This is a genomic window from Pseudomonas sp. PP3, assembly GCF_905336995.1.
Taxonomy (GTDB): domain Bacteria; phylum Pseudomonadota; class Gammaproteobacteria; order Pseudomonadales; family Pseudomonadaceae; genus Aquipseudomonas; species Aquipseudomonas reinekei.
Genome location: NZ_HG995459.1, coordinates 5,059,225 through 5,083,948, shown reverse-complemented (window position 1 = coordinate 5,083,948; position 24,724 = coordinate 5,059,225). Strand labels below are relative to the sequence as shown.

Annotated in this window: 23 protein-coding genes; 12 read left to right on the top strand and 11 right to left on the bottom strand. The window is 60.4% G+C overall.

Annotated features, from left to right (window positions below; genetic code table 11):
* Window positions 1-232 precede the first annotated feature (232 nt).
* The 6 genes from adk to KHO07_RS23130 all read left to right on the top strand — a co-directional run bounded on the left by adk (window position 233) and on the right by KHO07_RS23130 (window position 4,573).
* Window positions 233-880, top strand: a complete 648-nt coding sequence (gene adk / locus KHO07_RS23155; protein ID WP_212625640.1) for an adenylate kinase — start codon at window positions 233-235, stop codon at window positions 878-880.
* A 95-nt stretch (window positions 881-975) separates the two neighbouring features.
* Window positions 976-1,650, top strand: a complete 675-nt coding sequence (gene tsaB / locus KHO07_RS23150; protein WP_075946716.1) for a tRNA (adenosine(37)-N6)-threonylcarbamoyltransferase complex dimerization subunit type 1 TsaB — start codon at window positions 976-978, stop codon at window positions 1,648-1,650.
* Between the two features lie 202 nt (window positions 1,651-1,852).
* On the top strand, window positions 1,853-2,158 hold the full coding sequence (locus tag KHO07_RS23145; protein ID WP_150732074.1) for a hypothetical protein: 306 nt from the start codon (window positions 1,853-1,855) through the stop codon (window positions 2,156-2,158).
* Entirely contained in the window at window positions 2,158-3,018 is an 861-nt protein-coding gene (locus KHO07_RS23140; RefSeq protein WP_212625639.1) for a DUF72 domain-containing protein, read from the top strand. Before KHO07_RS23145 ends, KHO07_RS23140 begins: the two co-directional genes overlap by 1 nt.
* Before the next feature lie 35 nt (window positions 3,019-3,053).
* Window positions 3,054-3,875 carry an isocitrate lyase/phosphoenolpyruvate mutase family protein gene (locus KHO07_RS23135; protein ID WP_212625638.1) on the top strand — a complete coding sequence of 274 codons (822 nt, stop codon included), beginning with the start codon at window positions 3,054-3,056 and terminating at the stop codon, window positions 3,873-3,875.
* Between the two features lie 2 nt (window positions 3,876-3,877).
* Window positions 3,878-4,573 carry an extensin family protein gene (locus KHO07_RS23130; protein WP_212625637.1) on the top strand — a complete coding sequence of 232 codons (696 nt, stop codon included), beginning with the start codon at window positions 3,878-3,880 and terminating at the stop codon, window positions 4,571-4,573.
* A gap of 15 nt (window positions 4,574-4,588) precedes the next feature.
* On the opposite strand, the gene KHO07_RS23125 is transcribed toward KHO07_RS23130, so the two are convergent.
* The gene (locus KHO07_RS23125) at window positions 4,589-5,209 is read right to left on the bottom strand and encodes an energy transducer TonB (RefSeq protein ID WP_150732078.1); all 621 of its coding nucleotides are present in this window, start codon (window positions 5,207-5,209) and stop codon (window positions 4,589-4,591) included.
* Window positions 5,210-5,305: 96 nt separating this feature from the next.
* Between KHO07_RS23125 and KHO07_RS23120 the strand changes: the two genes are divergently transcribed.
* On the top strand, window positions 5,306-6,085 hold the full coding sequence (locus KHO07_RS23120) for a class I SAM-dependent methyltransferase (protein ID WP_212627678.1): 780 nt from the start codon (window positions 5,306-5,308) through the stop codon (window positions 6,083-6,085).
* 137 nt (window positions 6,086-6,222) lie between these two features.
* Here the strand turns inward: KHO07_RS23120 and KHO07_RS23115 are convergent, their stop codons facing one another.
* On the bottom strand, window positions 6,223-6,861 hold the full coding sequence (locus tag KHO07_RS23115; RefSeq protein ID WP_150732080.1) for a TetR/AcrR family transcriptional regulator: 639 nt from the start codon (window positions 6,859-6,861) through the stop codon (window positions 6,223-6,225).
* Between the two features lie 93 nt (window positions 6,862-6,954).
* On the opposite strand from KHO07_RS23115, the gene KHO07_RS23110 reads away from it, so the two are divergent.
* The 3 genes from KHO07_RS23110 to KHO07_RS23100 all read left to right on the top strand — a co-directional run bounded on the left by KHO07_RS23110 (window position 6,955) and on the right by KHO07_RS23100 (window position 12,589).
* On the top strand, window positions 6,955-8,055 hold the full coding sequence (locus tag KHO07_RS23110; RefSeq protein WP_212625636.1) for an efflux RND transporter periplasmic adaptor subunit: 1,101 nt from the start codon (window positions 6,955-6,957) through the stop codon (window positions 8,053-8,055).
* Window positions 8,056-8,061: 6 nt separating this feature from the next.
* Complete coding sequence (locus KHO07_RS23105; RefSeq protein ID WP_212625635.1) at window positions 8,062-11,127, top strand: efflux RND transporter permease subunit; 3,066 nt, start codon at window positions 8,062-8,064, stop codon at window positions 11,125-11,127.
* A gap of 115 nt (window positions 11,128-11,242) precedes the next feature.
* Complete coding sequence (locus KHO07_RS23100) at window positions 11,243-12,589, top strand: Fic family protein (RefSeq protein ID WP_212625634.1); 1,347 nt, start codon at window positions 11,243-11,245, stop codon at window positions 12,587-12,589.
* 43 nt (window positions 12,590-12,632) lie between these two features.
* Here the strand turns inward: KHO07_RS23100 and KHO07_RS23095 are convergent, their stop codons facing one another.
* From KHO07_RS23095 to plsB, 3 genes are read right to left on the bottom strand one after another with little or no spacing between them, the layout of a single operon-like run.
* On the bottom strand, window positions 12,633-13,322 hold the full coding sequence (locus KHO07_RS23095) for a DUF4197 domain-containing protein (RefSeq protein WP_150732084.1): 690 nt from the start codon (window positions 13,320-13,322) through the stop codon (window positions 12,633-12,635).
* A 24-nt stretch (window positions 13,323-13,346) separates the two neighbouring features.
* Window positions 13,347-13,745, bottom strand: coding sequence for a YbaY family lipoprotein (locus KHO07_RS23090; protein WP_212625633.1), 399 nt, complete (start codon window positions 13,743-13,745; stop codon window positions 13,347-13,349).
* A gap of 51 nt (window positions 13,746-13,796) precedes the next feature.
* Complete coding sequence (plsB, locus tag KHO07_RS23085) at window positions 13,797-16,298, bottom strand: glycerol-3-phosphate 1-O-acyltransferase PlsB (protein ID WP_212625632.1); 2,502 nt, start codon at window positions 16,296-16,298, stop codon at window positions 13,797-13,799.
* 164 nt (window positions 16,299-16,462) lie between these two features.
* Here plsB and KHO07_RS23080 point away from each other — a divergent pair, with 164 nt between their 5' ends.
* Window positions 16,463-16,672: a cold-shock protein gene (locus tag KHO07_RS23080; RefSeq protein ID WP_007964248.1), complete on the top strand. Its 210-nt coding sequence runs from the start codon at window positions 16,463-16,465 to the stop codon at window positions 16,670-16,672.
* A 106-nt stretch (window positions 16,673-16,778) separates the two neighbouring features.
* Here KHO07_RS23080 and KHO07_RS23075 read toward each other — a convergent pair whose 3' ends face one another.
* From KHO07_RS23075 to KHO07_RS23060, 4 genes are all read right to left on the bottom strand, one after another.
* Window positions 16,779-17,156: a hypothetical protein gene (locus KHO07_RS23075; RefSeq protein WP_020799880.1), complete on the bottom strand. Its 378-nt coding sequence runs from the start codon at window positions 17,154-17,156 to the stop codon at window positions 16,779-16,781.
* A 76-nt stretch (window positions 17,157-17,232) separates the two neighbouring features.
* Window positions 17,233-18,042: a putative RNA methyltransferase gene (locus KHO07_RS23070; protein ID WP_150732087.1), complete on the bottom strand. Its 810-nt coding sequence runs from the start codon at window positions 18,040-18,042 to the stop codon at window positions 17,233-17,235.
* Window positions 18,042-19,193, bottom strand: coding sequence for a succinyl-diaminopimelate desuccinylase (gene dapE / locus KHO07_RS23065; protein WP_212625631.1), 1,152 nt, complete (start codon window positions 19,191-19,193; stop codon window positions 18,042-18,044). Before dapE ends, KHO07_RS23070 begins: the two co-directional genes overlap by 1 nt.
* A 158-nt stretch (window positions 19,194-19,351) precedes the next feature.
* Window positions 19,352-21,943 carry a glycosyltransferase gene (locus tag KHO07_RS23060; RefSeq protein WP_212625630.1) on the bottom strand — a complete coding sequence of 864 codons (2,592 nt, stop codon included), beginning with the start codon at window positions 21,941-21,943 and terminating at the stop codon, window positions 19,352-19,354.
* A gap of 212 nt (window positions 21,944-22,155) precedes the next feature.
* On the opposite strand from KHO07_RS23060, the gene tcdA reads away from it, so the two are divergent.
* Window positions 22,156-22,974, top strand: a complete 819-nt coding sequence (gene tcdA / locus KHO07_RS23055; protein WP_212625629.1) for a tRNA cyclic N6-threonylcarbamoyladenosine(37) synthase TcdA — start codon at window positions 22,156-22,158, stop codon at window positions 22,972-22,974.
* Window positions 22,975-23,095: 121 nt separating this feature from the next.
* Here tcdA and KHO07_RS23050 read toward each other — a convergent pair whose 3' ends face one another.
* A complete protein-coding gene (locus tag KHO07_RS23050; RefSeq protein ID WP_212625628.1) occupies window positions 23,096-23,509 on the bottom strand; it encodes a SufE family protein in 414 nt (137 codons plus the stop codon).
* Complete coding sequence (locus KHO07_RS23045; protein WP_212625627.1) at window positions 23,506-24,711, bottom strand: cysteine desulfurase; 1,206 nt, start codon at window positions 24,709-24,711, stop codon at window positions 23,506-23,508. Before KHO07_RS23045 ends, KHO07_RS23050 begins: the two co-directional genes overlap by 4 nt.
* Between the last annotated feature and the right edge of the window lie 13 nt (window positions 24,712-24,724).

Sequence of the window (24,724 nt, the reverse complement as noted above, 5' to 3'; positions counted from 1 at the left end):
CGGTTAAAAGTGCGGCCAGGCGACAGTTAATGTTGGGGTTGCGACTAGGCAAACCGCGTCCAAAGGTCTCAGCCGAGGCTGGTTTCTCCGACTTTTGGCGGCTTGTGTGGGCGCAGCCTGCTGTGTATCTTGATCAGCCTTTGGCCGTTTGGGCGGTCACGACCCTATTTTTGAGATTGGCCCCACGAGGCGAATCTGACGTTATCTATATAAAAAATTGAGGAGCACATCGATGCGCGTCATTCTGCTGGGAGCTCCCGGGGCCGGTAAAGGTACTCAGGCTAAGTTCATCACCGAAAAATTCGGCATTCCGCAAATCTCCACCGGCGACATGCTGCGTGCTGCGGTCAAGGCCGGCACCGAGCTGGGCATCAAGGCCAAGAGCATCATGGATGCCGGCGGCCTGGTCTCCGACGACCTGATCATCGCACTGGTAAAAGACCGCATCGCCCAGGCTGATTGCGCCAACGGTTTCCTGTTTGACGGTTTCCCGCGCACCATTCCACAGGCTGAAGCCCTGGTGACTGCCGGCGTCGAGCTGGATGCCGTGGTCGAGATCGCCGTTGAAGACGAAGAAATCGTCCAGCGTATCGCCGGTCGCCGTGTTCACGAGGCCAGCGGCCGCGTGTACCACATCATCTACAACCCTCCGAAAATTGCCGGTAAAGACGACATCACCGGTGAAGAGCTGGTACAGCGCAAGGACGACACGGAAGAAACCGTGCGTCATCGCCTGTCGGTCTACCATTCGCAGACCAAGCCGCTGGTGGATTTCTACCAGAAGCTGTCGGCTGCCAATGGCAAGCCGAAGTACAGCCATATCGAAGGCGTCGGTTCGGTTGAAGCGATTACCGCCAAGGTACTTGCAGCCCTGAGCTGAAAAGTCTGATCCGCTGCATCATCCACGGCCCGCTTGCGGGCCGTAGTTGTTTATACTGACGCACTTTTTTCTGACCTCTTGTTACGGAAACATCGATGAGCACCTTGTTGGCCCTGGACACCGCGACTGAAGCTTGCTCCGTTGCCTTGCTGCATGACGGCAAAGTCACGAGCCATTACGAGGTGATCCCGCGCCTGCACGCGCAGAAACTGCTGCCGATGATCCAGCAGTTGCTGGCCGACGCCGGCACCACCCTGCAAGCGGTCGATGCCATCGCTTTCGGCCGCGGCCCGGGCGCCTTCACCGGCGTACGAATTGCCATCGGCGTCGTCCAGGGACTGGCGTTCGCGCTGGATCGCCCGGTGCTGCCAGTGTCGAACCTCGCCGTACTGGCCCAGCGCGCTTACCGCGAACAGGGTGTGAGCCAGGTTGCCGCCGCTATCGATGCACGCATGGACGAGGTGTATTGGGGGTGCTACCGCGAAACGGCAGGGGAGATGCGGCTGGTCGGCGCTGAAGCCGTATTGCCGCCCGAGTCCGCCGCCTTGCCGGCTGATGCCAGCGGCGAATGGTTTGGCGCCGGTACCGGCTGGGGTTATGGCGAGCGCATCGCGGTCAGCCTGAGCGGGCAGGACGCGGGCATGCTGCCCCATGCCGAAGACTTGCTGACCCTGGCGCGGTTTGCCTGGGAACGTGGCGAAGCCATCGTCGCCGATAATGCGCAGCCTGTTTATCTGCGGGACAAAGTGGCGACGCCGAAGGCACGTTAATCCACCAGGTTCGCTGGTGAGGATGCTTTTGTGGCGAGGGAGCTTGCTCCCTCGCCACATCTTGTTCCAATTTCGCCAATCGTCGTTTTCTAACCGTAGCTTTTAAACCTTTTGCCTTTTATGTGTTCTAGTTATCACTCGGCGGTTTGCGAAGTGGGCTATGCGCCACTAAACTGCCATCACTGATACCGAGCATGCACTTATGCGTATAGACGGCATTTCCTCTCAGTCCTACCCCATCAAGCGCAAGCCTCGCAAAGGCCATGTGGTTGAGGACGAGTCCGTCGATCTTGACGGCGATGAGCAATTTCCGTCCGAAGAGCAACTGGCCGCTCGTGCCGCCAAATCCGCTGCGCAACGCCTGAGCAATCTTCCCGCCCGCCAGCAAGACATGCTCTACCACCGCGCGATGAGCAAAAGTGTGGCGATGGCCCTGGCCAGCTACCTGAGCACCGCCGGTTTTGTCGATTGGGATGCGGAAGTGCTGGGTCTCGACCTGTACATCTGATGTTGCTGCCTTACTACCTCGGCTGCCCGTCCTGGAGTGAAAACGCCTGGCGCGACTATCTGTATCCGCCGGACGCCAGGTCCAGCGACTTTCTTGATCTTTATTCCCAAGTATTCAACGCCGTAGAAGGCAATACGACCTTCTACGCGAGCCCGGCTGCCTGTACCGTGCAGCGCTGGGCCGAGACGATGCCCGAGCACTTCCGTTTCACCGCCAAGTTCCCCGGCGACATCAGCCACGGCGGTGACCTGCGTGAACAGCTGACCGCCGCCGAAACCTTCACCCGACTGCTCAGCCCCTTGGGCGAACGGGTATCGCCGCTGTGGCTGCAACTGTCGAAAAGCTTCACCCCGCAACGCTTGCCGGAGCTGGCTGCATTCATCGACGCGCTGGAGCGGCCATTGGCAGTGGAAGTCCGGCACGACGATTTCTTTGCCAAGGGTGATAGCGAACGAATGCTCAATCGCCTCTTGCTGGATCGCGGCGTTGAACGCATCTGTCTCGACCCGCGCGCACTGTTCAGCTGCACATCAACCGATCCGTCGGTGCTTCACGCGCAATCGAAGAAACCGCGTGTGCCTACTCGTCCGGCGGCGTTCACCCAGTTCCCGCAGGTGCGTTTTATCGGTCATCCAGAACTGGAGGCCAATGACCCGTTTCTGCTGCCGTGGGTGGAGAAAGTCGCCCTGTGGATTGAAGAGGGGCGGACGCCTTATATCTTCCTGCACACCGCCGACAACCTGCTGGCGGCGAAACTGGCGCAGCGTTTTCACAGTCGCCTGATGCTGCGTTTGCCTGGCTTGCCAGCTCTGCCTGAGTTATACAGAGAGCCCGCCGCCGAGCAACTTGGCCTGCTCTGAAGGCGGATTCGATCGCCTTTTCCAGGAGCCTGCCAATGGATGCGCAAACCCTTCGAGCCCAAGCGTTCAAAGCCTTGCATGAGCGCAGCGGCGTTTTTGTGATTCCCAATCCGTGGGATGCCGGTTCGGCAAAAATGCTCGCCAGCCTGGGCTTCGAGGCGCTGGCGACCACCAGTGCCGGTTACGCTTTTTCCAAGGCACGCCCTGACGGTGGATTGACCCTGGACGAAACTCTGGACAACGTCCGGGCGATCGTCGCCGCCACCGATTTGCCGGTCGCGGTCGATCTGGAAAACGGTTTTGCCGACGACCCGGCCGATTGCGCAAAAAGCCTATTGCGCGCGGCGGAGGCCGGGGCGGTGGGTGGCTCGATCGAGGATGTCACCGGCCGTGCGGATGCGCCGATCTATTGCTTCGAGCACGCTGTGGCGCGCATCGAGGCCGCCGTCGCTGCCGCCCGCAGCTTGCCTTTCCCTTTCACGCTGACAGCCCGGGCGGAAAATTTCCTGCATGGCAATCCGGACCTCGACGACACGATTCGTCGCCTGCAAGCGTTCGCTGAGGCTGGCGCCGACGTGTTGTATGCGCCGGGGTTGCGCAGTGCCGACGACGTGCTGGCGGTGGTCCGCGCGGTGGCGCCGAAACCGGTCAACGTGTTGATGTCCGGCGGCTTGAAACTGACGGTCGAACAGTTGAGCGAAATGGGCGTCAAGCGCATCAGTGTCGGCTCGGCGCTGGCACTGGCGGCGTTGGGCGAGTTTTACCGCGCCGCTGAAGAAATCCAGACGGCAGGCACTTTCGGATTCACTTCACGAAGCATGCCGTATGCCCAAGCCAATCAATTGTTCAAGGGCTGAGCATGGGCGGCGGGCGTTGGTTCCTGCTGCTGTTGCTGATCATTGGCGGCGCGGTGTTCAGTGTCTGGCGCGGGTGGCTGGACATCCCGCCGCAGTGGAATCCCTGGGCACCGCTGGACGTGAAGGCCACGCCGAACCTGCTGACCCGCTACAAGTTGATGCGCCTGCACGATGAGCCGCAGCTCTGCGTGCAAGCCTTGAGCAGTTCCGGTTTGCGTGTAGCCCCGCAGGCTGACAGCCCCGACGCCAAATGCCCGCTCACCGACGCACTGCGCGTGCAGGGCGGCGATGTGGCCCTGAGCAGCAGCTTCCTCGCCAGTTGCCGCCTGGCCGTGTCATTCGCGCTGTTCGAGCATCACGCCCTGCAACCGGCGGCGCAGAGGGTCTACGGACAAGCGGTCACGCGTGTCGATCACCTCGGCAGCTTTGCCTGTCGCAATGTCTATAACCGGGAGAATGGCCGGCTCAGTCAGCACGCGTCGGCCAATGCGCTGGACATCGCCGGTTTTCGACTGGCGGATGGTCGAACCATCAGCGTGCTCAAGGATTGGCCCAAGGAAAATCAGAATGCGCAGTTTCTAAGGCAAGTCCGCGATGGCGCCTGTGGCCTGTTCAGTGTGGTCTTGAGCCCGGATTACAACGCCGCCCATCGCAATCACTTTCATGTGGATGTCGGGCCTTGGTGGGTCTGTCGCTGAGTCGGTCGTTGAGGCTCAGGCGGCGAGGCGCAGGTTCTGCAGGATGATCGGTCGCGCCCAGCCATTATCGAAATCGAGTTGTTTCTGTTGCTCCACCAATTCCTCAGGCGGGAACGGCGGGAACGGTTTGTCCAGCAGATCGAGTTCGAACTCGGCAATCGGCAGGTGCAGCGGACGCGGTTGCGGGGCGGGGCCGGCTTCTGGCAACGGCTGACCGGCGGTCAACACGATCGGACGCACCCAGCCGCTTTCGAAATCCTGTTGTTTCTGTTGAGCGACGATTTCTTCCGCCGGGAACGGTGGGAACGGCTTGTCAGCCAGGTCCATTTCGAATTCGGCGATCGGCAGGAAGAGGGGCTCGGGCGGGCGAATCTCGTTGTCCTTCACATCGCATTCACGCTGGGAAACGATGTGCGCCAGCAGATCGCTGCCGACGGTGGGTTCAACCGGGCTTTCGATATCGACCGGTGGAAAGTTCAGCGATTCAGGCAGCACTGCACCCGACTGTTCGGCCAGCGCTCGGGCAAAGAAATCCTGCCAGATGTGGCTGACGCCGCTCAGTGCCTGGGTGTTTCGCAGGTTGTAGTCGCCGTAGGGCGAGATAAAACCTGAGATAGTGGGTTGAATGTCTGACATTTCTCTCGGTCGACGCTCAGCTCTGGCAAAATGCTCGATAGTTTTGTTATCGGCCGTTTTTGCCGATCATTAATTTTTTGAGCGTGTTTTCCGATGATTGATCAACCCGCGGCCTGCCGCATCCATGTCGAGGCGTTGAGCGCAGCCTTCGAACTACAAGCCGAGCAATGGGCCGAGCGTCTGGGCCTGCCGATGCAGGTGGATGATGGTGAGTTCGCGTTGCAGGTGGGCGAGCAGGGTTTACAGCTGCAACAGCTGGGGCCGGATGCACCGGGGCCGGTGCGGGTGGACTTCGTCGAGGGTGGCGCGGCGCATCGTCGGTTGTACGGCGGTGGCAGCGGGCAGATGATCGCCAAGGCTGTTGGCGTCGCGCAGGGCGTGCGTCCGCGGGTGCTGGATGCCACGGCAGGGCTGGGCAAGGATGCGTTCGTGCTGGCCAGCCTCGGCTGCGAGATGAGCCTGATCGAACGCCAGCCATTGATTGGCGCCTTGCTCGAGGATGGGCTGGCCCGTGGCGCGGAAGATTTCGAGGTGGCGCCCATCGTGGCGCGGATGCGTTTGCTCAAGGGCAACTCGATCGAGGTGATGCGCAACTGGGAAGGCGAGCCGCCACAGGTGATCTATCTCGACCCAATGTTCCCGCACCGTGAGAAAACCGCGCTGGTGAAGAAGGAAATGCGCCTGTTCCGGCCGTTGGTGGGTGATGACCCGGATGCGCCAGCGTTGCTTGAAGCGGCACTGGCCCTGGCCAGCCACCGGGTGGTGGTCAAGCGCCCACGCAAGGCGCCGTGTATCGAAGGGCCGAAGCCGAGTCACGCGCTGGATGGCAAGTCCAGTCGGTATGACATTTATCCGAAGAAGGCGCTCAAGCTTTAAGACCGAGTCGTCTTCATCGCTGGCAAGCCAGCTCCTACAGGATTTGTGTCGGCCTCGGGTTTACTGAACACCTCCGGCCCTGCAGGCGCTGGCTTGCCAGCGATAGCGCCTGTTCAGACACAACAAGCCCATCCGGCTCACTCAGGCCGATAAGCCCGCATGAACAACGCCACCACTTCCTGCACATGGCTCTCGGCGGCCTCGTCATCCAACGGTTCGCCACAGCCAAACAGCAACCGGAAATTTGCCGCGCCCTTGAGCAGGCAGAAGAAGTGTTCCGCTGCATTGTGCGGTTTATCGATGCTCAGCACGCCACTCTGATCGACCTTGGTCAGCAACCGCTCCATGCCCTGCAACATGCGCTGGGGGCCAGCCTCGAAGAAGATCAGCGACAATTTCGGATCCTGGCTACCCAAGGCCATGATCAGGCGATGCAGGTTCAGCGACTCGTCACTGTTGATCAGATGATGAAAACCGCGGGCGATGTTCAGCAGCACGGTTTCCACCGAAACGCCTTCCGGCAATTCAAAAAACAGCGTCGGCAATTGTTCTTCGCACTTGGCCATTACGGCGGCGGAAAACAGCGTCTCCTTGTCGTTGAAATGGCTGTAGACCGTCAACTTCGACACCCCGGCCTCGGCTGCGACGGCATCCATGCTGGTGTTGGCATAACCCTTACTCAGAAACAGCGTTTTCGCCGCATCGAGAATGGCCTGGCGCTTGACCAAATCCTTGGGTCTGCCTGGGCCATTGGGTGCTGAAGGATTGTTCGGCATATTCGCTTTTATTACTGGACTGGTGAGTTTGGTATTAATAACATACTCGCCAGTATAATTATTCCAAGCACCATTAGCGAAAGGTCCTTCACCATGTTCCGCTATGCCTTGCCCCTCGCATTGCCAGTCAGTCTGGCGTTTTTATTGACTGCGTGTGGTCACGAAGAGGCGCCGCCAGTCAGCGTTCGCCCGGCCATGGTGGTTCAGCCAGAGCCTTCGTCGCAGGCGATGGAAAGCTATCCCGGTGAAGTCCGTGCCCGCTATGAGCCAGATCTGGCGTTCCGCATCGGCGGCAAAGTCAGCCGACGACTGGTCGATGAGGGACAGCGGGTCAAGGCCGATCAACCGCTGGCCGAGCTCGACCCCCAGGACGTACGCCTGCAACTGGAGGCCACTCGCGCCCAGGTCGCTGCCGCCGAAGCCAACCTGAACATGGTGCGCGCCGAGCGTGATCGCTATAAAACGTTGATGGATCGTCAGCTGGTCAGCCGCTCGCAGTACGACAATCACGAAAATCTTTACCGCTCCGGTGAAGCGCGTCTCAAGCAAATCAAAGCCGAATTCAACGTATCGACCAATCAGGCCAGTTACGCGGTGCTGCGTGCGCCGCAGGACGGCGTGGTGGCCAAGCGCGCGGTGGAAGTCGGGCAAGTGGTCGCGGCCGGGCAAACGGTGTTTACCCTGGCCACCGATGGCGAGCGCGAAGTGTTGATCAGCCTGCCGGAACAGAGCTTTGGCCGTTTCAAGGTGGGGCAGCCAGTGTCGGTGGAACTGTGGACGCAACCGGATCAGCGTTTCGCCGGGCGCATTCGTGAACTGTCGCCTGCGGCCGATCCAAAGTCCCGCACCTTCGCGGCTCGCATCGCGTTCACCGGTGGCAAGGTGGCGGCCGAACTTGGCCAGAGCGCCCGGGTGTTCGTGCAGACAGCCGAAGCGGTGCCGTTGTCAGTGCCGCTTTCTGCACTGACGGCGGAAAACGGCGTGACTTATGTCTGGGTCGTCAGCGCCAACAACACCCTTAAGAGGACCCCGGTGCGGGTCGGTGCCTTCGGTGAGAAAACCGTGCCGGTGCTCGAAGGCCTCAACGCCAGCGACTGGGTAGTGGCCGCCGGCGTCCATGTGCTTCTCGACGGGCAACAAGTGCGCCCGGTGGATCGCTCCAACCGCGTGGTCAATCTGGCCGACAAGGAGTAATCCCCGATGGGTTTCAATCTTTCCGCCTGGGCGCTGCGCAACCGCCAGATCGTACTGTTCCTGATGCTCTTGCTGGCGATCGTTGGCGCACTGTCCTACACCAAACTCGGCCAAAGCGAAGACCCGCCGTTCACCTTCAAGGCCATGGTGATCCGCACCAACTGGCCGGGGGCGACCGCGCAGGAAGTCTCGCGCCAGGTCACCGAGCGCATTGAAAAGAAGCTGATGGAAACCGGTGAGTACGACCGCATCGTTTCGTTCTCCCGCCCGGGCGAGTCCCAGGTGACGTTCATTGCCCGCGACTCCATGCACTCGGTGGACATCCCGGAACTCTGGTATCAGGTGCGCAAGAAGGTCAGCGACATCCGCCATACTTTGCCGCCGGGAATTCAAGGGCCGTTTTTCAACGATGAATTCGGCACTACCTTCGGCAACATCTACGCCCTCACCGGCGATGGTTTCGACTACGCCGTGCTCAAGGATTACGCCGACCGCATCCAGATCCAGCTGCAACGGGTCAAGGATGTGGGCAAGGTCGAACTGCTCGGGCTGCAGGACGAAAAGATCTGGATCGAACTCTCCAACGTCAAACTCGCCACCCTCGGCTTGCCGTTGGCGGCGGTGCAGCAGGCGCTTGAAGAACAGAACGCGGTGTCCACCGCTGGCTTCTTCGAAACCAGCAGCGAGCGATTGCAGCTACGAGTCTCGGGGAATTTTCAGACAGTCGATGAGATAAAAAACTTTCCGATACGGGTCGGTGATCGGACCTTCCGCATCTCCGATGTGGCTGACGTGCGCCGTGGGTTCAACGATCCGCCGGCACCGCGCATGCGCTTCATGGCTGAGAACGCCATTGGACTTGCGGTAGCGATGAAGGACGGCGGCGACATCCTTGTGCTGGGCAAGGCACTGGAAGTGGAGTTCGACCGCATCCAGAAAAACCTCCCGGCCGGGATGCAATTGCGCAAGGTGTCCGATCAGCCCGCCGCTGTGAAAACCGGTGTCGGCGAGTTCGTCCAGGTTCTGGTGGAAGCGCTGGCTATCGTGCTGCTGGTGAGCTTCTTCTCCCTTGGTGTGCGCACCGGGATGGTGGTGGCGCTGGCGATTCCGCTGGTGTTGGCGATGACCTTCGCCTGCATGTATTACCTGGGCATCGGTCTGCACAAGATTTCCCTCGGTGCGCTGGTGTTGGCCCTGGGCTTGCTGGTGGACGACGCGATCATCGCCGTGGAAATGATGGCGATCAAAATGGAGCAGGGCTTCGACCGGATCAAAGCCGCGAGCTACGCCTGGACCAGCACTGCGTTCCCGATGCTCACCGGCACGCTGATCACGGCGGCCGGTTTCCTGCCGATTGCCACGGCGCAGTCGGGCACTGGCGAATACACCCGCTCGATCTTCGAGGTGGTGACCATCGCGCTGTTGGCATCGTGGGTGGCGGCGGTATTGTTTGTGCCTTATCTGGGGGAAAAACTGCTGCCGGATCTGGCGAAAATTCACGCCGCCAAACACGGTGCCGGGCAGCCCGATCCCTACGCTACACCGTTTTATCAGCGCGTTCGGCGGCTGGTGGAATGGTGCGTCCGTTGGCGCAAAACCGTGATCACGGCGACCGTTGTGCTGTTCATTGCCTCCATCGTGCTGTTCCGCTTCGTACCGCAACAGTTCTTCCCGGCATCCGGCCGCCTGGAACTGATGGTCGACCTGAAACTGGCCGAAGGCGCTTCTCTGAGCAACACCGCCGATGAGGTCAAGCGCCTTGAAGTACTGCTCAAGGACAAGGCCGGGATCGACAATTACGTCGCTTACGTTGGCACCGGTTCGCCGCGTTTCTACCTGCCGCTGGATCAGCAACTGCCTGCGGCGAGCTTCGCCCAGTTTGTCGTGTTGGCGAAAACCATCGAGGAGCGCGAAAGCCTGCGCACCTGGCTGATCGCAACGCTCAACGAGCAATTCCCGGCCTTGCGCTCACGGGTGACGCGTCTGGAAAACGGCCCGCCGGTTGGCTATCCGGTGCAGTTCCGGGTCACGGGTGAACACATCGAGGAAGTCCGGGCGCTGGCGCGAAAAGTCGCGACGAAGGTTCGCGAGAACCCGCACGTGTCCAACGTCCACCTGGATTGGGAAGAGCCGAGCAAAGTCGTCTACCTGAACATCGATCAGGACCGCGCCCGGGCGCTCGGCGTGAGCACGGCGAACCTGTCGAAGTTCCTGCAAAGCTCGCTGACCGGTTCCAGCGTCAGCCAGTATCGCGAAGACAACGAATTGATCGAGATCCTGCTGCGCGGCACCTTGCATGAGCGCACCGAGTTGTCGTTGCTGCCAAGCCTGGCGGTACCGACCGACAACGGTCGCAGCGTGGCGCTGTCGCAGATTGCGACGCTGGAGTACGGCTTTGAAGAGGGGGTGATCTGGCATCGCAACCGCCTGCCGAACGTCACCGTTCGTGCCGATATTTATGGCAAGGAGCAACCGGCGACGCTGGTGCAGCAGATCATGCCGACACTCGATCCGATTCGTGCTGAATTGCCCGATGGCTACTTGCTGGATGTGGGTGGCACCGTCGAGGATTCGGCCCGTGGGCAGAACTCGGTGAAGGCGGGCGTGCCGTTGTTCATCGTGGTGGTGCTGACCTTGCTGATGCTGCAATTGCGCAGCTTCTCGCGCACGGCGATGGTGTTTCTGACGGCGCCGTTGGGGCTGATCGGGGTGACGCTGTTCTTGATGGTGTTCCGTCAGCCGTTCGGTTTTGTCGCGATGCTCGGGACCATCGCGTTGTCCGGGATGATCATGCGTAACTCAGTGATTCTGGTGGATCAGATCGAGCAGGATATCGCGGCGGGGCTCAAGCCTTGGCAGGCGATTATCGAGGCGACGGTGCGGCGGTTCCGGCCCATCGTGTTGACAGCGCTGGCGGCGGTTTTGGCGATGATTCCGCTGTCGCGCAGCGTGTTTTTCGGGCCGATGGCGGTGGCGATCATGGGGGGGTTGATTGTTGCTACGGCGTTGACGCTGCTGTTTTTGCCGGCGTTGTATGCGGCCTGGTTTCGGGTCAGGAAGGAGTCGGTCTGATCTTTGAGCCGATTTTCACTGTTCCTACATCAATCTCGGACCCGTCTGATATTGAGGCTAAAAAGCTCAGCTGTTGTACTCAGTGCCCGGTTTTGCGCATGTTTGAGACAGCACCATGAAAAACCCACCCACATTGAAAGGCGGCTCAGATCCGGTGTTTGATCGGCTGTTGCGATCACCCCACAAGGAACGCCTTTCGCAATACCTCGCTTTGCTCAAGCCCCTGGATGATCAGGGGCGTTACCTGCCGTTCGATTCATTGCGCTACCGCTGGGCGCCTGGGCTGGATGCGAACCTGTGCTGGGCCTTGGTCAAGAAAGCGCGGACTGCACAGTATTCGAGCCTTTTGCCATTGGGTGAGCCGGCGCGCTGGCTGAAATTCATGCTCACGCCGCTGGCGCAAAAAGCCATTTGCGCAGTGGATCGCCAGGCGACAACCGCCGTGCTGGAGTACATGACCGGCCAGATTGGCGAGCGCGCGCATTTCAGCTATTTGCTAAATGATCTGATCGAAGACGAAGCCATCAGCAGCAGCCAGCTCGAAGGTGCGTCCACCACGACGCGGGTGGCCAAGGACATGCTTAAGCGCCATCGCGCTCCGCGCACGCCGGATGAGCGAATGGTCATCGGCAACTTCAAGATGATGAACTTCGCTTGGGAGCAGCGTTATGAGCCACTGAGCATTGAGCTGATTGCAGCCATGCATCGAGTTGGCGTCGAGGGAATTGACGATTCGCTGTATTCGCCCGGAGCCTTCAGGACCAACGATGATGTCGTCGTTCAGGACGGCGATGGCAACACGGTGCATTCGCCACCACCTGCAACAGGGCTGGTGTCACGCTTGCAGAGGCTGGCGACGTGGTTCAACCAACCCCATGGCAACCCTCATCAGGCGGACTACCTTCATCCATTGATCAAAGCCATCTCGCTGCATTTTGTCTTGGGCTACGAGCATCCTTTTCGTGACGGTAACGGTCGGGTGGCACGGGCGTTGTTCTATTGGTTCATGTTCAAAAATGAATACTCGGCGTTTCGTTACATCGCCATCAGTGTTTTGTTGCGCAATGCGCCGTTGAAGTACGGTCGCTCTTATTTGAATACCGAGGCGGATGATCTGGATCTGTCGTACTTCATCGATTTCCAGTGTTCGGTGGTGTTACGGGCTGTGGACAGTTTCATCGGGACGTATCGCAAAAGGCTGGACGATACGCAGCAATTTGATTGCTGGTTGCGTGAAAGTGGATTTCTCGACCAGCTCACCGAGAAACAGCGGGCATTGTTTCAGGTGGCCAAGAGCGGAATGGCCAAGGAGTTCACGGCGGTCAATGTGAAGGAAAACCTGGGTTGCTCTTACAACACTGCATCAGCCACGCTGAATGGGCTGGTCGCATTGAAGCTGTTCGAGAAACGCAAGATGGGCCGCGAGTGGGTGTTCTTTCTAAGACCCGTATCAGCGGCCTGAACCTGTGGGAGCAAGACTGCTCCCACAGGTTTTGGGGGGCGGCTCAGAGCGTACCAAACACCTTCTTCGCCAAACTGGTCGCTGCAGCCGCCGGGTTCTGGCGGATGGTTTCTTCCTGTTTGCCGATCATTTCGAACAAGCCATTCAACGCCTGTTCGGTGACGTAGCTTTCGATGTTGGCGTTCTTGGTATCGATCACGCCCATGGTTGCGGCTTGCCCGGCGAACGAGTTGTACTGCTTGGCCAGGCCCACCTGGTCGGTGGCCTGCTTGACGATCGGCAGGAACTTGGCGCGGATCTGTTCGCGGCTGGTTTTGTTCAGGTATTGCGTAGCCGAATCGTTGCCGCCGCTGAGGATGCCCTTGGCGTCTTCCACGGACATTTTCTTTACCGCATCCACGAGGATCGGCTGGGCCTGGGTCACAGCGGTTTCCGCCGCTTTGTTCATGCTGGTTTCCAACTGATCGACCTGATCGCCCATGCCGAACTGTTTCATTTTGCTGGCGACCTTGCCCAGCTTGCCCGGCAGTTCGATTTTCACGTCCGGGTTGTTGCTGAAACCGCCCGGGGTGCCGAGTTGTTTCACGGCCAGTTGCGCGCCTTGGGTCAGGGCGTCCTTGAGTCCGCCGGTGGCGTCTTTCTGTGACAGGTCGCCAAGGGACAGCGCCAGGGCGCTGGCGGAGATCATCAAACCTGCACACAGGCCGGCGAAACGGAGGGTAGGGCGGAACATGGCAACTTCCTTTTTCGAAAACACTTAGCGGGCCGGATCGACGCGGACCTTCACGGGTTGTGGGTCGGAACCGTCCAGTCGCACGGCGTGATTTTCGGTGGTAATAAACATCAGTTGGCCGTCGACTTCAATGCGGGCACTCACTGAGTAACGGTGGTCAGGTTCTATCTTCAGCGGGTCGTAGCTGAGATGGAACGCCAATGGTACCTGACCTTTTACCGGGCCTCGTTGTTCGTCGATGACCTTCGCCGGGGCGTCGGCGAGTGAGATGTCCTGCAGGCTGACGCTGAGGGTCGCGTTCGGTGGCAGGGCGATGCGTTGCAGGTAGAACACCTCGCCATCGAGGCTGGCTTTAGGCGCAGGCTGCATGGATTGGCAGGCTCCCAGTAGAGCAGTCATGGCCAATAGCGAAAGTTTTTTCACTGGAGAACTCCTTTCAAAATGGGCGCAGGCTTGCTCCCACATGTTTTTGCGTCAGGGCTCGGGCTGCACGACAGGCTGGTCCGCCGCATCTTCACTGCGATGCAACGCCACCTGCCGGATCGACAAGCGAATCTCCGCTGGCAGTACCCGTTTAGCTGCGCCTTCCGCCAGTTCGCCAAGCAGTTCGTGATAGCTCAGTTTGCCGGCTTCATCGCGCTTGAGCACGTCGAGATCGAGCAGGGTCTGGATGAAGTGGCGGAACAGGCTCTTGTCGAAGAACTCCGGGGCGTTCAAACCATGCAGGATCGACAGGCGCTGGGCCATGACCGTGCACAGGTCTTCCAGCTCTTCGGCGCTGATGCTGTTCTGGCCACTGTTGAGCAGCAGGGACACGGTCATGTAGAAGCGCTGCAAGGTCTGGGCGATGCTTTTCGACAACAGCGTCAGCAACACGAAATGCCGCGAACTCGGTGCCGGACGCAGGTAGACGTTGTTCTCGAAACGCAGCAGGCCTTGCTCGACGAACGCTTCCAGCCATTGATCGATCACCGCGTCGAGCTCATCCAGCGACCAGCGAATGAACAGCTCCGCCTGCAGGTACGGATACAGCGCGCGGGTGTAGCGCAGGATCTGCTCGCGGCTCATGCGCGACGCACTCTGGAAGAAGCTCGCCAGCAGCGCCGGCAGCGCGAAAATGTGCAGCACGTTGTTGCGGTAGTAGGTCATCAGGACGGCGTTCTGCTCATCCAGATACAGAATCTTGCCCAACGCATCGCTCTGCTCGGACAGCAAGTCCATGTCCTTGACGTGCTCGATCAACGCGCGGCCGTCGCCTTCCGGCAACGTGGTGTGCGGTGAGTACGGCACCTTGCGCAACAGCGCCAGATACAGGTCCAGCACCCGCGCCATCGCGCGATCATCCAGGGCCAGGCGGCTGGTGGACAGCAGCGCCAGCGCGACGAGGTTGACCGGGTTGATTGCCGCCGCCTCGTTGAGATGCTGTGCGACTTTCTCGCCAAGGCGGTTGGTGGTTTCGTTGAGCCAGGCCGGTTTGAATTGCGGACCGAGCTCCTGTTGGCGCCAGTCCGGCTGCTCACTGTCGAGGAATTCGGCCAGTTTGATTGGCTCGCCGAAGTTCACCGCCACTTGGCCAAAGCGCTGCTTGAGCGCGCCGATGACTTTGAAGATGTCGAAGATCGATTCTTTCTTCTTGGTCGCACCGCGCAGTTCGCCGAGATACGTCCGGCCCTCCAGCACACGCTCGTAACCGATGTACACCGGCACGAACACAATGGGCATGCGAGACGAACGCAGGAAGCTGCGCAGGGTGATCGCCAGCATCCCGGTTTTCGGTTGCAGCATGCGCCCGGTGCGCGAACGGCCGCCCTCGACGAAGTACTCCACCGGGAAGCCTTTGGTGAACAGGGTATGCAGGTATTCGTTGAACACCGAGGTGTAGAGCGGGTTGCCCTTGAACGTGCGGCGCATGAAGAACGCGCCGCCACGGCGTAGCAGGCTGCCGATCACCGGCATGTTCAGGTTGATCCCGGCGGCGATGTGCGGTGGGGTCAGGCCGTTGCGGAACAGCAGATAGGACAGCAGCAGATAGTCGATGTGGCTGCGGTGGCACGGCACATAGATCACTTCGTGACCCTGGGCGACCTTCTGCACGCCTTCGATGTGGTTGACCTTGATGCCGTCGTAGATCTTGTTCCAGAACCAGCTCAGCACCACTTCGAGGAAACGGATGGCCGTGTAGGTGTAGTCCGAGGCGATCTCGTTGCCATAGCGCAGGGCCTGGGCCTTGGCTTTCTCCGGCGAGATGTTCTCGCGCTCGGCTTCATCGAGGATCGCTTGCTTGACCAATGGCTGATTGAGCAGGCCTTTGACCAGGTTGCGCCGGTGGGAAATGTCCGGGCCAATGACGGCGGCTTTCAGGTTGCGAAAGTGCACCCGCAGGATGCGCTGGGCCATGCGCACGGTGCGCTCGTGGCCCTTGTTGTGCTCGATCAGTTCGCGCAAGTGAATCGGCGCGGAGAACTGCACGCGGGTCTTGCGCCCCAGTACGATGATGCTGAGCAGGCGACGCAAGCGGCCGGTGACGGCCCAGCTGTCGGCGAACAACAGTTTCCACGGACTCGATTCGCTGTCGGGCGACTGGCCCCAGAACACGCTGACCGGAATGATCTGCGCGTCTTCGGCGGCGTTCTGGCTCAAGGCGCTGACCAGCCGGGTCAGGGTCGGCGGTGCGCCGCGCTTGTCCTGACGGCCAAGCCAGTCGGGATCGGGAGTCAGGTAAAAGAACGCGGCCGGTTCCAGCAGATTGCCCACCGATACCGGCAGCACCGGGCGAGGCAGGCCGGCCTTGGTGCATTCGGTGTCGACCACCGCAAGGTCGGTCAGCGAAGGGTTTTGCAGGACGTAGAACACCGGACGACTGCGGTCGAGGTTGAGGGTGAACGACGACTGGTTGATCGTTTCCGAGCGAACCCAGAGATACAACAGTCGGCGCAGGGTGCCAAACACAAGACGGCGGAACGGGGAGCGGGTCATACGGCTTCTGCATGAGTGAATAAAACCGAGCGTTTGCTCGGGAGGGCGATAGTGTGCCGGATTCGTCGAAAATCGGCAAAAAAGCAGTCAACCAATCTGTAGTTGAGAGTTTCTGTACCTGTCATATACTCGGCCGCTCAAAATAAAAACAAGGGGGTACTGACATGGCTACGCGCGAAACCGGCAATGTGAAGTGGTTCAACGACGCCAAGGGCTACGGCTTTATTCAACGCGAGGACGGGGTGGACGTGTTCGTGCATTACCGCGCGATTCGCGGTGAAGGCCACCGTTCGCTGACCGAAGGCCAGCAGGTTGAATATGCGGTGGTAACGGGAGAGAAGGGTTTGCAGGCCGAAGACGTCGTCGGCTTGTAAGAAGACCTTGTAGGAGCTGGCTTGCCAGCGATGACGAAGTGTCAGGCAGACGGCGTCGTCATGATCGCCAGCAAGCCGGCTCCTACAGGTTTGAGTTGCTCTCGGATTACGCGGTTTTCCAGGTGATCTCTTCTTCACCATCGGCGCTGATGCGAATCCAGCGATCCGCCGTCTCTTCACCTTCTTCCTCGACCCAGCTGCCCGGCGCGCAACGCACTTCGACGTTCAGTGCGGCAAACGCAGCGCGGGCGCAGGCGATGTCGTCTTCCCACGGCGTCTGGTCGCTTTCCAGGTACAGGCTGTTCCACTTTCCTACGGCTTTCGGTAACCAGGTCACCGGCACGTTGCCGGCCTTGCATTTGTAGGTCTGGCCTTTCTGGACCCAGTCGGTGCACGGGCCCAATGCGGCACCGAGCCAGGCCGAGATGGCTTTGTGGTCGACGTCGGCGTCTTTCAGGTAAATCTCGATATCGGGTTGGCGCATGGATGTCCTCACTGCGTGTCTGAAAAATCCATTCGCGGATTTAGCCGGCCCCGGGCACGTGCCCGAGGCCAAAGGGTTATTGAAGAACGAAGTAATCGTAGCGCATCGATACGGTGGTCTCGAACGGCTCGGCCTGCTCGATCACCGCCGCACGACGCTCGGCACTGGCGCGCCAGCCGTGGGGTGTCATCGCCAACAGGTTGGCGCGGTCCTGGCCACTGACCAGCGTCAGCTTGAACGTCAGCGTCTCGCTGTGCGCCAGCGTCATGCCTTCCGGCACCAGGTCCAGGTGCTTGTCGTCAATGTATTCACGGACTTCGTCGTACAGCCGCTCACGCAATTCCATCAGGTGGCCGCTGGTCGGTCCAACTTTCATCAGGCCGCCGCCGGGGCTGAGCAGGCGTTTCGCTTCATCCCAGTCCAGCGGGCTGAAGACGCTGGCCAGAAACTGGCAGCTACCGGAAGCCAACGGCACCCGTGCCATGCTGGCGATCAACCAGGTCAGTTTCGGATTGCGTTTGCAGGCGCGTTTGACTGCTTCGCGGGAAATGTCCAGGGCGTAGCCTTCGGCATCCGGCAAGGCATCGGCGATTTGCGCGGTGTAGTAACCCTCGCCACAACCAATGTCGAGCCAGCGTTGCGGCGCATAGCTCGCTGCCAGCTCCGCCAGACGCTTGGCCACCGGCGCGTAGTGCCCGGCGTTCAGGAAGTCACGGCGGGCTTCGACCATCGCCTGGTTATCCCCGGGGTCACGGCTGTTCTTGTGCTGCACTGGCAACAGGTTCAGGTAACCCTGACGCGCGCGGTCGAAACGATGCCCGGCGGGGCAGGCCACGCCGTTGTCCACCGCATTGAGCGGTTCGCTGCAGATCGGACACGCGAGCATCAGGCGAGCAACTTGATCAGGGTCTGATAGTAGATTTCGGTCAGCACATCGAGGTCGGCCGCCAATACCCGCTCGTTGACCTGGTGGATGGTCGCGTTGACCGGCCCCAGTTCAACCACTTGCGTGCCCATCGTCGCAATAAAACGCCCGTCGGAAGTGCCACCGCTGGTAGACGCCTTGGTCTCACGGCCAGTGATGTCCTTGATGCTCGACGACACTGCGTCGAGCAGTGCGCCTGGTTCGGTGAGGAACGGCAGGCCGGACAGCGCCCAGTCGATATGCCAGTCCAGGGCGTGTTTGTCGAGGATGTCGGCGACGCGCTTTTGCAGGCCTTCAACAGTGGACTCGGTGGAAAAGCGGAAGTTGAACACCGCCACCAGGTCACCCGGAATCACGTTGGTCGCGCCGGTCCCGGAATTGACGTTGGAGATCTGGAAACTGGTCGGCGGGAAGAAGTCGTTGCCGTGGTCCCAGTGCTCGGCGGCCAGTTCGGCCAGTGCCGGGGCAGCGAGGTGGATCGGGTTTTTCGCCAGGTGCGGATAGGCCACATGGCCTTGCTTGCCGCGCACGGTCAGCTTGGCGCCGAGGGAGCCGCGACGACCGTTCTTGACCACGTCGCCCACCAGCGTGGTGCTCGACGGTTCGCCGACGATGCACCAGTCCAGACGCTCCTTGCGCGCCGCCAGACGCTCAACCACAGCCTTGGTGCCGTGATGCGCCGGGCCTTCTTCGTCGCTGGTGATCAGGAACGCGACTTTGCCCTTGTGATCCGGGTAGTCCGCGACAAAGCGCTCGGCGGCCACGGTCATCGACGCCAGGCTGCCTTTCATGTCCGCCGCGCCACGGCCGCAGAGCATGCCGTGTTCGTCGATCACCGCGTTGAACGGGTCGATCTGCCAGGCGGCTACCGGACCGGTCGGCACTACGTCGGTGTGACCGGCGAAGCACAGCACCGGGCCGTCGTGTTTGCCGTGGGTGGCCCAGAAGTTATCCACATCTTCGATGCGCATCGGCTCGAGTGCAAAACCGGCATCGCCCAGGCGCTGCATCATCTGCTTCTGGCAATCGGCGTCGACCGGCGTCACGGACGGGCGGCGGATCAGGTCGATGGCGAGTTGGAGGGTCGGCGAAAGGTCGGCGTGGGCCGTCATGGAAAACTCCGGAAATCATGAATGTGGGCGCGGACTAAATGTGGGAGCCAGCAGGCTGGCTTCCACAGGGATGGATATCACGCCAAGCCCCGCAAAATGGCGGTTATCTTAAAGCAAAACGGCGACCATTGGCCGCCGTTTAGTGCATCCGCCCATATTTAGACAGCAGGTGCCGTTTCAGCCCTGGATGCCGGTTTCGGCAGCGACGACAGGAACGCCATGATCAGTGCCGCCACGTACGGCAGCGACTGCACCAGCAACATCGTCACCCAGAAGCGCATGTCATTGCTCGGCAAACCCTGCACCAGGAAAATCCCCAGCGCCGCGCCCCACAACAGCATCATGATGAACATCTCTTCGCGGGCTTCCGAAATCGCCACCCAGAAGCCATGGTTATCGGCATTTTTCGGCGTGCGGAAGAACGGAATGCTGCTGGTGAAAAAGCCGTACAGCACCGCTTTGGCGATGGTGTGCGACAACGCCAACCCCGCCAGTGCCGCGCAGAACGCATCTTTGAGGTTCACGCCCACCGCACGGCGGTAGAGGAAGATGATCTTGCCGACCTTGAACACGAACAGCGCCAACGGTGGGATCGCGAAAATCAGCAGCGGCGGATCGACCCGTTGCGGCACGATGATCATCGCCGCCGACCACAATAGCGCACCGACGGTGAAGAAGATGTTCATGCCGTCCGCCACCCACGGCAACCAGCCCGCGAGGAAGTGGTAGCGCTGGCCACGGGTCAGTTCGGTGTCCTTGCCGCGCAGCAGGCTGGCGGTGTGACGCTTGATGATCTGAATCGCACCGTAGGCCCAGCGGAAGCGCTGTTTCTTGAAGTCGATAAAGGTATCGGGCATCAGGCCCTTGCCGTAGCTGTCGTGGTAATACGCCGCCGACAAGCCTTTTTCGAACACGCGCAGGCCCAGTTCGGCGTCTTCACAGATGCACCAGTCAGCCCAGCCGAGTTCTTCGAGCACTGAGCGACGGGTCATGGTCATGGTGCCGTGCTGGATGATCGCGTCACGGTCGTTGCGGGTGACCATGCCGATGTGGAAGAAGCCTTTGTATTCCGCGTAGCAGAGCTTTTTGAAGGTGCTTTCGTTCTGGTCGCGATAGTCCTGCGGCGACTGCACCACGGCGATTTTCGGATCGGCGAAGTGCGGCACCATGTGCTTGAGCCAGTTCGGGTGAACGCAGTAATCGGAGTCGATCACCGCGATCACTTCGGCATCCTTAGCGGTGTGCGGAATCAGGTAGTTCAACGCGCCGCCCTTGAAACCGGCCAATGGCGCAACGTGGAAGAACTTGAAGCGCGGGCCGAGGGTTTCGCAATAGTCGCGAACCGGTTCCCAGACCGCCGGGTCCTTGGTGTTGTTGTCGATGATCAAGACTTCGAAGTCCGGATAGTCGAGGTTGGCCAAGGCGTTGAGGGTCTGTTTGACCATCTCCGGCGGCTCGTTGTAGCACGGCACATGGATCGAGACTTTCGGGCGGTACGTGGAGTCGCCTTCCACCGGCAGGAACTCGCGCCGGCGTTTGTGCACCCACACGGCTTCTGCCAGTTCATGGGCTTCGGTGAGCAACACGATGAACACCCCGAGCGCACCGAGGGCGAGCAAGAATCCAACCGTCAGGCTGAACCAGGTGCTGTATTGCTGGCTGTAGTCATAACCGATCCACACCAGCACCGAACCGCACAGGAACGCGACAAATGTCAGGAAGGTCCGGCCACGTTGACGCAGGGCCGAACCGTCGATCATCAGCAAGGTCAGCGACAGCAGCGCCAGCACCACGGAGCCGATGGCCAACACGCGCCATTGCGGAATCGCCACTACCGGGCCTTCGAAATTGAATTTCTGCTGGCGCGCGGCGTTGAACACGCCCCAATAGGCGCCCACGGAACCTTCGTCGCTGGCCTTCCAAGGCTGGTCAAACGCTTCGATCACGAAGTAGTTGAAGCCCTGGCGGTTGAGCTTGTTGACCAGCGTACGCAGGTAGATCGCCTGATCCGCCGGCGACGCATCGGCGCCACCGCGCATGCGACCGTTGCTCGGCCAACCCACTTCGGACAGCAGCAGCGGTTTTTTCGGGAACATCTTTTTCAGGTCGCGGGCGCGGTCGAGGACGAACTGCCCGGCCTTGTCCATGGGAACGAACTCCCAGTACGGCAGAACGTGCGCGGCGATCAGGTCGACGTGCTTGGCCAGTTCCGGGTGCTCTTCCCAGACGTGCCACTGCTCGGACGTGGTCACCGGCACTTTCACGGCAGCACGGACGCGGTCCAGCAGAACACTGAGTTCCTGGGCGGTGATTTCCTTGCGGAAGATTGCCTCGTTACCGACCACCACGCGAACCACGCTGCGCGAGGAATTGGCGATTTCGATGGCGCGGGTGATTTCCCGTTCGTTGCGTTCCTGGTCTGGGCTGATCCAGATCCCCAGCGTTACCCGCAGGCCGAACTCTTCCGCCAGTTTGGGGATGTTCTCCAGCGTCCCGTCGACCGAGTAAGTACGGATGTTGTCCGTCAGCTTGCTCATGATCTCCAGGTCGCGACGCATTTGATCGTCGGTCGGATACTGTTCTTTTTGGGGGAATTGGCCTTGCTGGAACGGCGAATACGAGAAGCCGGAGATTTGTTCAGGCCAGTTGGGAGCGGTGACCGGGCGATTGATCAACGCCCAGAAGCCGGTAAACATGGCAGCGATGGCGAGCACCACCACCAGGTTGAGTCCAAATTTACGCGATGACATAGCTATTTCAGGTTCCAAAGACTGTGGAACAAATGAACGGTCGGCGGCCGCAGAAGGGCGCGCATCCTACACTGGCGCTTCACTGAACGTACACCGGACAGGGAAATACCGGACATTGGGCAATGTGCTTTCACATAAGTTCTTACACTTGTAGCGGGAAACTTAAAACTTGGCGCCGCGAAGCCCTATAATGCGCGCCGGTTTTTGGGGTAATGGTCATGAGTACAGAAGATCCGCGGTTTGCTGGCATCGCCCGCTTGTATGGCATCGAAGGCCTGCAGCGCCTGAAAGCCGCCCATGTGGCGATCGTCGGCGTCGGTGGCGTCGGTTCCTGGGCGGCGGAAGCCATGGCCCGATGTGGTGTGGGCGAGATTTCGCTGTTCGACCTCGACGACGTCTGCGTCAGCAACGCCAACCGTCAGTTGCACGCACTGGACAGCACCGTCGGAAAACCAAAAGTAGAGGTGATGGCCGAGCGCTTGCGCGGCATCAACCCGGACTGCACGGTGCACGCCGTGCCGGACTTCGTGACCCGCGACACCATGGCTGAATACATCACGCCGAACATCGATTGCGTGATCGACTGCATCGATAGCGTGAATGCGAAAGCGGCACTGATCGCCTGGTGCAAGCGCCGCAAGATCCAGATCATCACCACCGGCGGCGCGGGCGGGCAGATTGATCCGACGTTGATCCAGGTGTGCGACCTCAACCGTACGTTCAATGACCCGCTGGCCTCGAAAGTGCGCTCCACGCTGCGTCGCGACTATGGCTTCTCGCGCACCGTGACCCGCCATTACAGCGTGCCGTGCGTGTTCTCCACCGAGCAACTGCGCTATCCGAAACCGGACGGCAGCATTTGCTTGCAGAAGAGTTTTGTCGGCGATGGCGTGAAGCTCGACTGCGCCGGTGGCTTTGGCGCGGTGATGATGGTGACGGCGACGTTTGGCATGGTCGCGGCGACCAAGGCTGTGGACAAGATTGTGGCAGGCGTTCGACGGCCGGCGGAGCGGGTCAAACCCCAAGCTTGAACCCTTCCCCTGCATGAGCCGGCTGGCTGGCGATGCGGGCGACACGGTATGCCTGACACACCGCGGCGTCTGGATCGCCAGCAAGCCGGCTCCTACAGGATTGTGTGGCGCCGAACAATCATCATGAAGCCGCGAAGGCTAACTCACGCATCCGCTGCAACACCGCATTCAGGCCATTACTACGCGACTGCGACAACTGCCGCCCCAATCCCAATTGATTGAACCAGTCATGTAGATCCACCTGCTGCAACTCAGTCGCCGACAAGCCATTGACCCGCGCCAGCAGCAACGCCACTAGCCCACGAATCAACCGCGCATCGCTGTTGGCGCTGAATTGCCAATGGCCATCGCGCAATTCGCCCACCAGCCACACCTGGCTTTCACAGCCGTGCACGCGGTTGGCTTCACACATCTGCGCATCGCTCAACGCAGGCAGACGTTCGCCCCACTGCATCAACAACCGTGCCCGCTGTTCCCAACCAGTGGCGGCCTGAAAGGTTTCGAGTGCGGTGACGGCATCGTCAGGCAGGTTCATCGCAATAACTCCAGTGCCTGATCCAGTGCCTCAAAGAAACGCTCCAGATCTTCGGAATCATTGTAGAGCGCCAACGAAACCCGGATCGCTCCGGCCAGTTCGAAGCTTTTGAGTAGCGGCATGGCGCAGTGATGACCGGCGCGCACCGCGATGCCTTGCTCGGTCAGCAAATGCGCCAGATCCGAGTTATGCACACCCTCGATGGTGAAACTGGCCAGCGCCAGTTGCGGCTTGCCGAGCAAGCGAATGCCGTTGCGTGCCTCAAGACCTTTGAGCAAATAGTCATGCAGCGCCGCTTCATGGGCAGACACGGCGTCCTGATCGAGTCCGGCGAGATAATCCAGGGTTGCCCCCAGGCCGATCACACTGGCGATCGGCGGTGTTCCAGCCTCGAAGCCCAATGGGGCCGGGCGAAAGCGGGCGTCGTGGTAGTTAGCGTCCAGCACCATCTCGCCACCGAACTGCCACGGCCGCAACTGTTGCAACGCTTCGTTGCGGCCGAACAGGGCACCGAGGCCGTCGGGACCGTAGAGCTTGTGGCTGGAAAATACATAAAAATCACAGCCCAGCGCCTGCACGTCATGGCGACCATGGACCACGCCTTGTGCGCCATCGATCACGGTCAATGCGTTGTACGCCTTGGCCATCGCCAGCAACTCGGGCAGAGGCTGCCAGGCGCCGATCACGTTGGATAGCTGACTGACCGCCAGCAAGCGCGTGCGAGGGCCGATCAATTGCGCGGCGGCTTTGAGGTCGATTACGCCATCGGCATCCAGTGGCAGAATCACCAGTTTCAGGTCGCGGCGCAGCGCCAGTTGCTGCCACGGCAGCAGGTTGGCGTGATGCTCCAGGGCGCTGATGACAATTTCATCGCCCGGATTGAATGAGTGTTCCAGGCCATAGGCCAGGAGATTCAGCGCGGAAGTGGCGCCGTGGGTAAAGATAATCTGTCCGCGGTCACCGGCATTGAGCCATTGCGCGACTTTGCGGCGGCTGTCCTCAAAGGCCTGGGTAGCGTGCGCGCCGGGCAGGTGTTGCGCCCGATGCACGTTGGCTGCGCCGTTGGCGTAGTAATGCGTCAGGGCATCCAGCAGGGCTTGAGGTTTTTGCGTGGTGGCGGCGTTGTCCAGATAGGTCTGGCCTTGCCGTTGCAGGGCGGCGATGGCCGGAAAGTCGGCGCGCCAGGGAGAGGGAATCATCATGCTATCGGGCCCT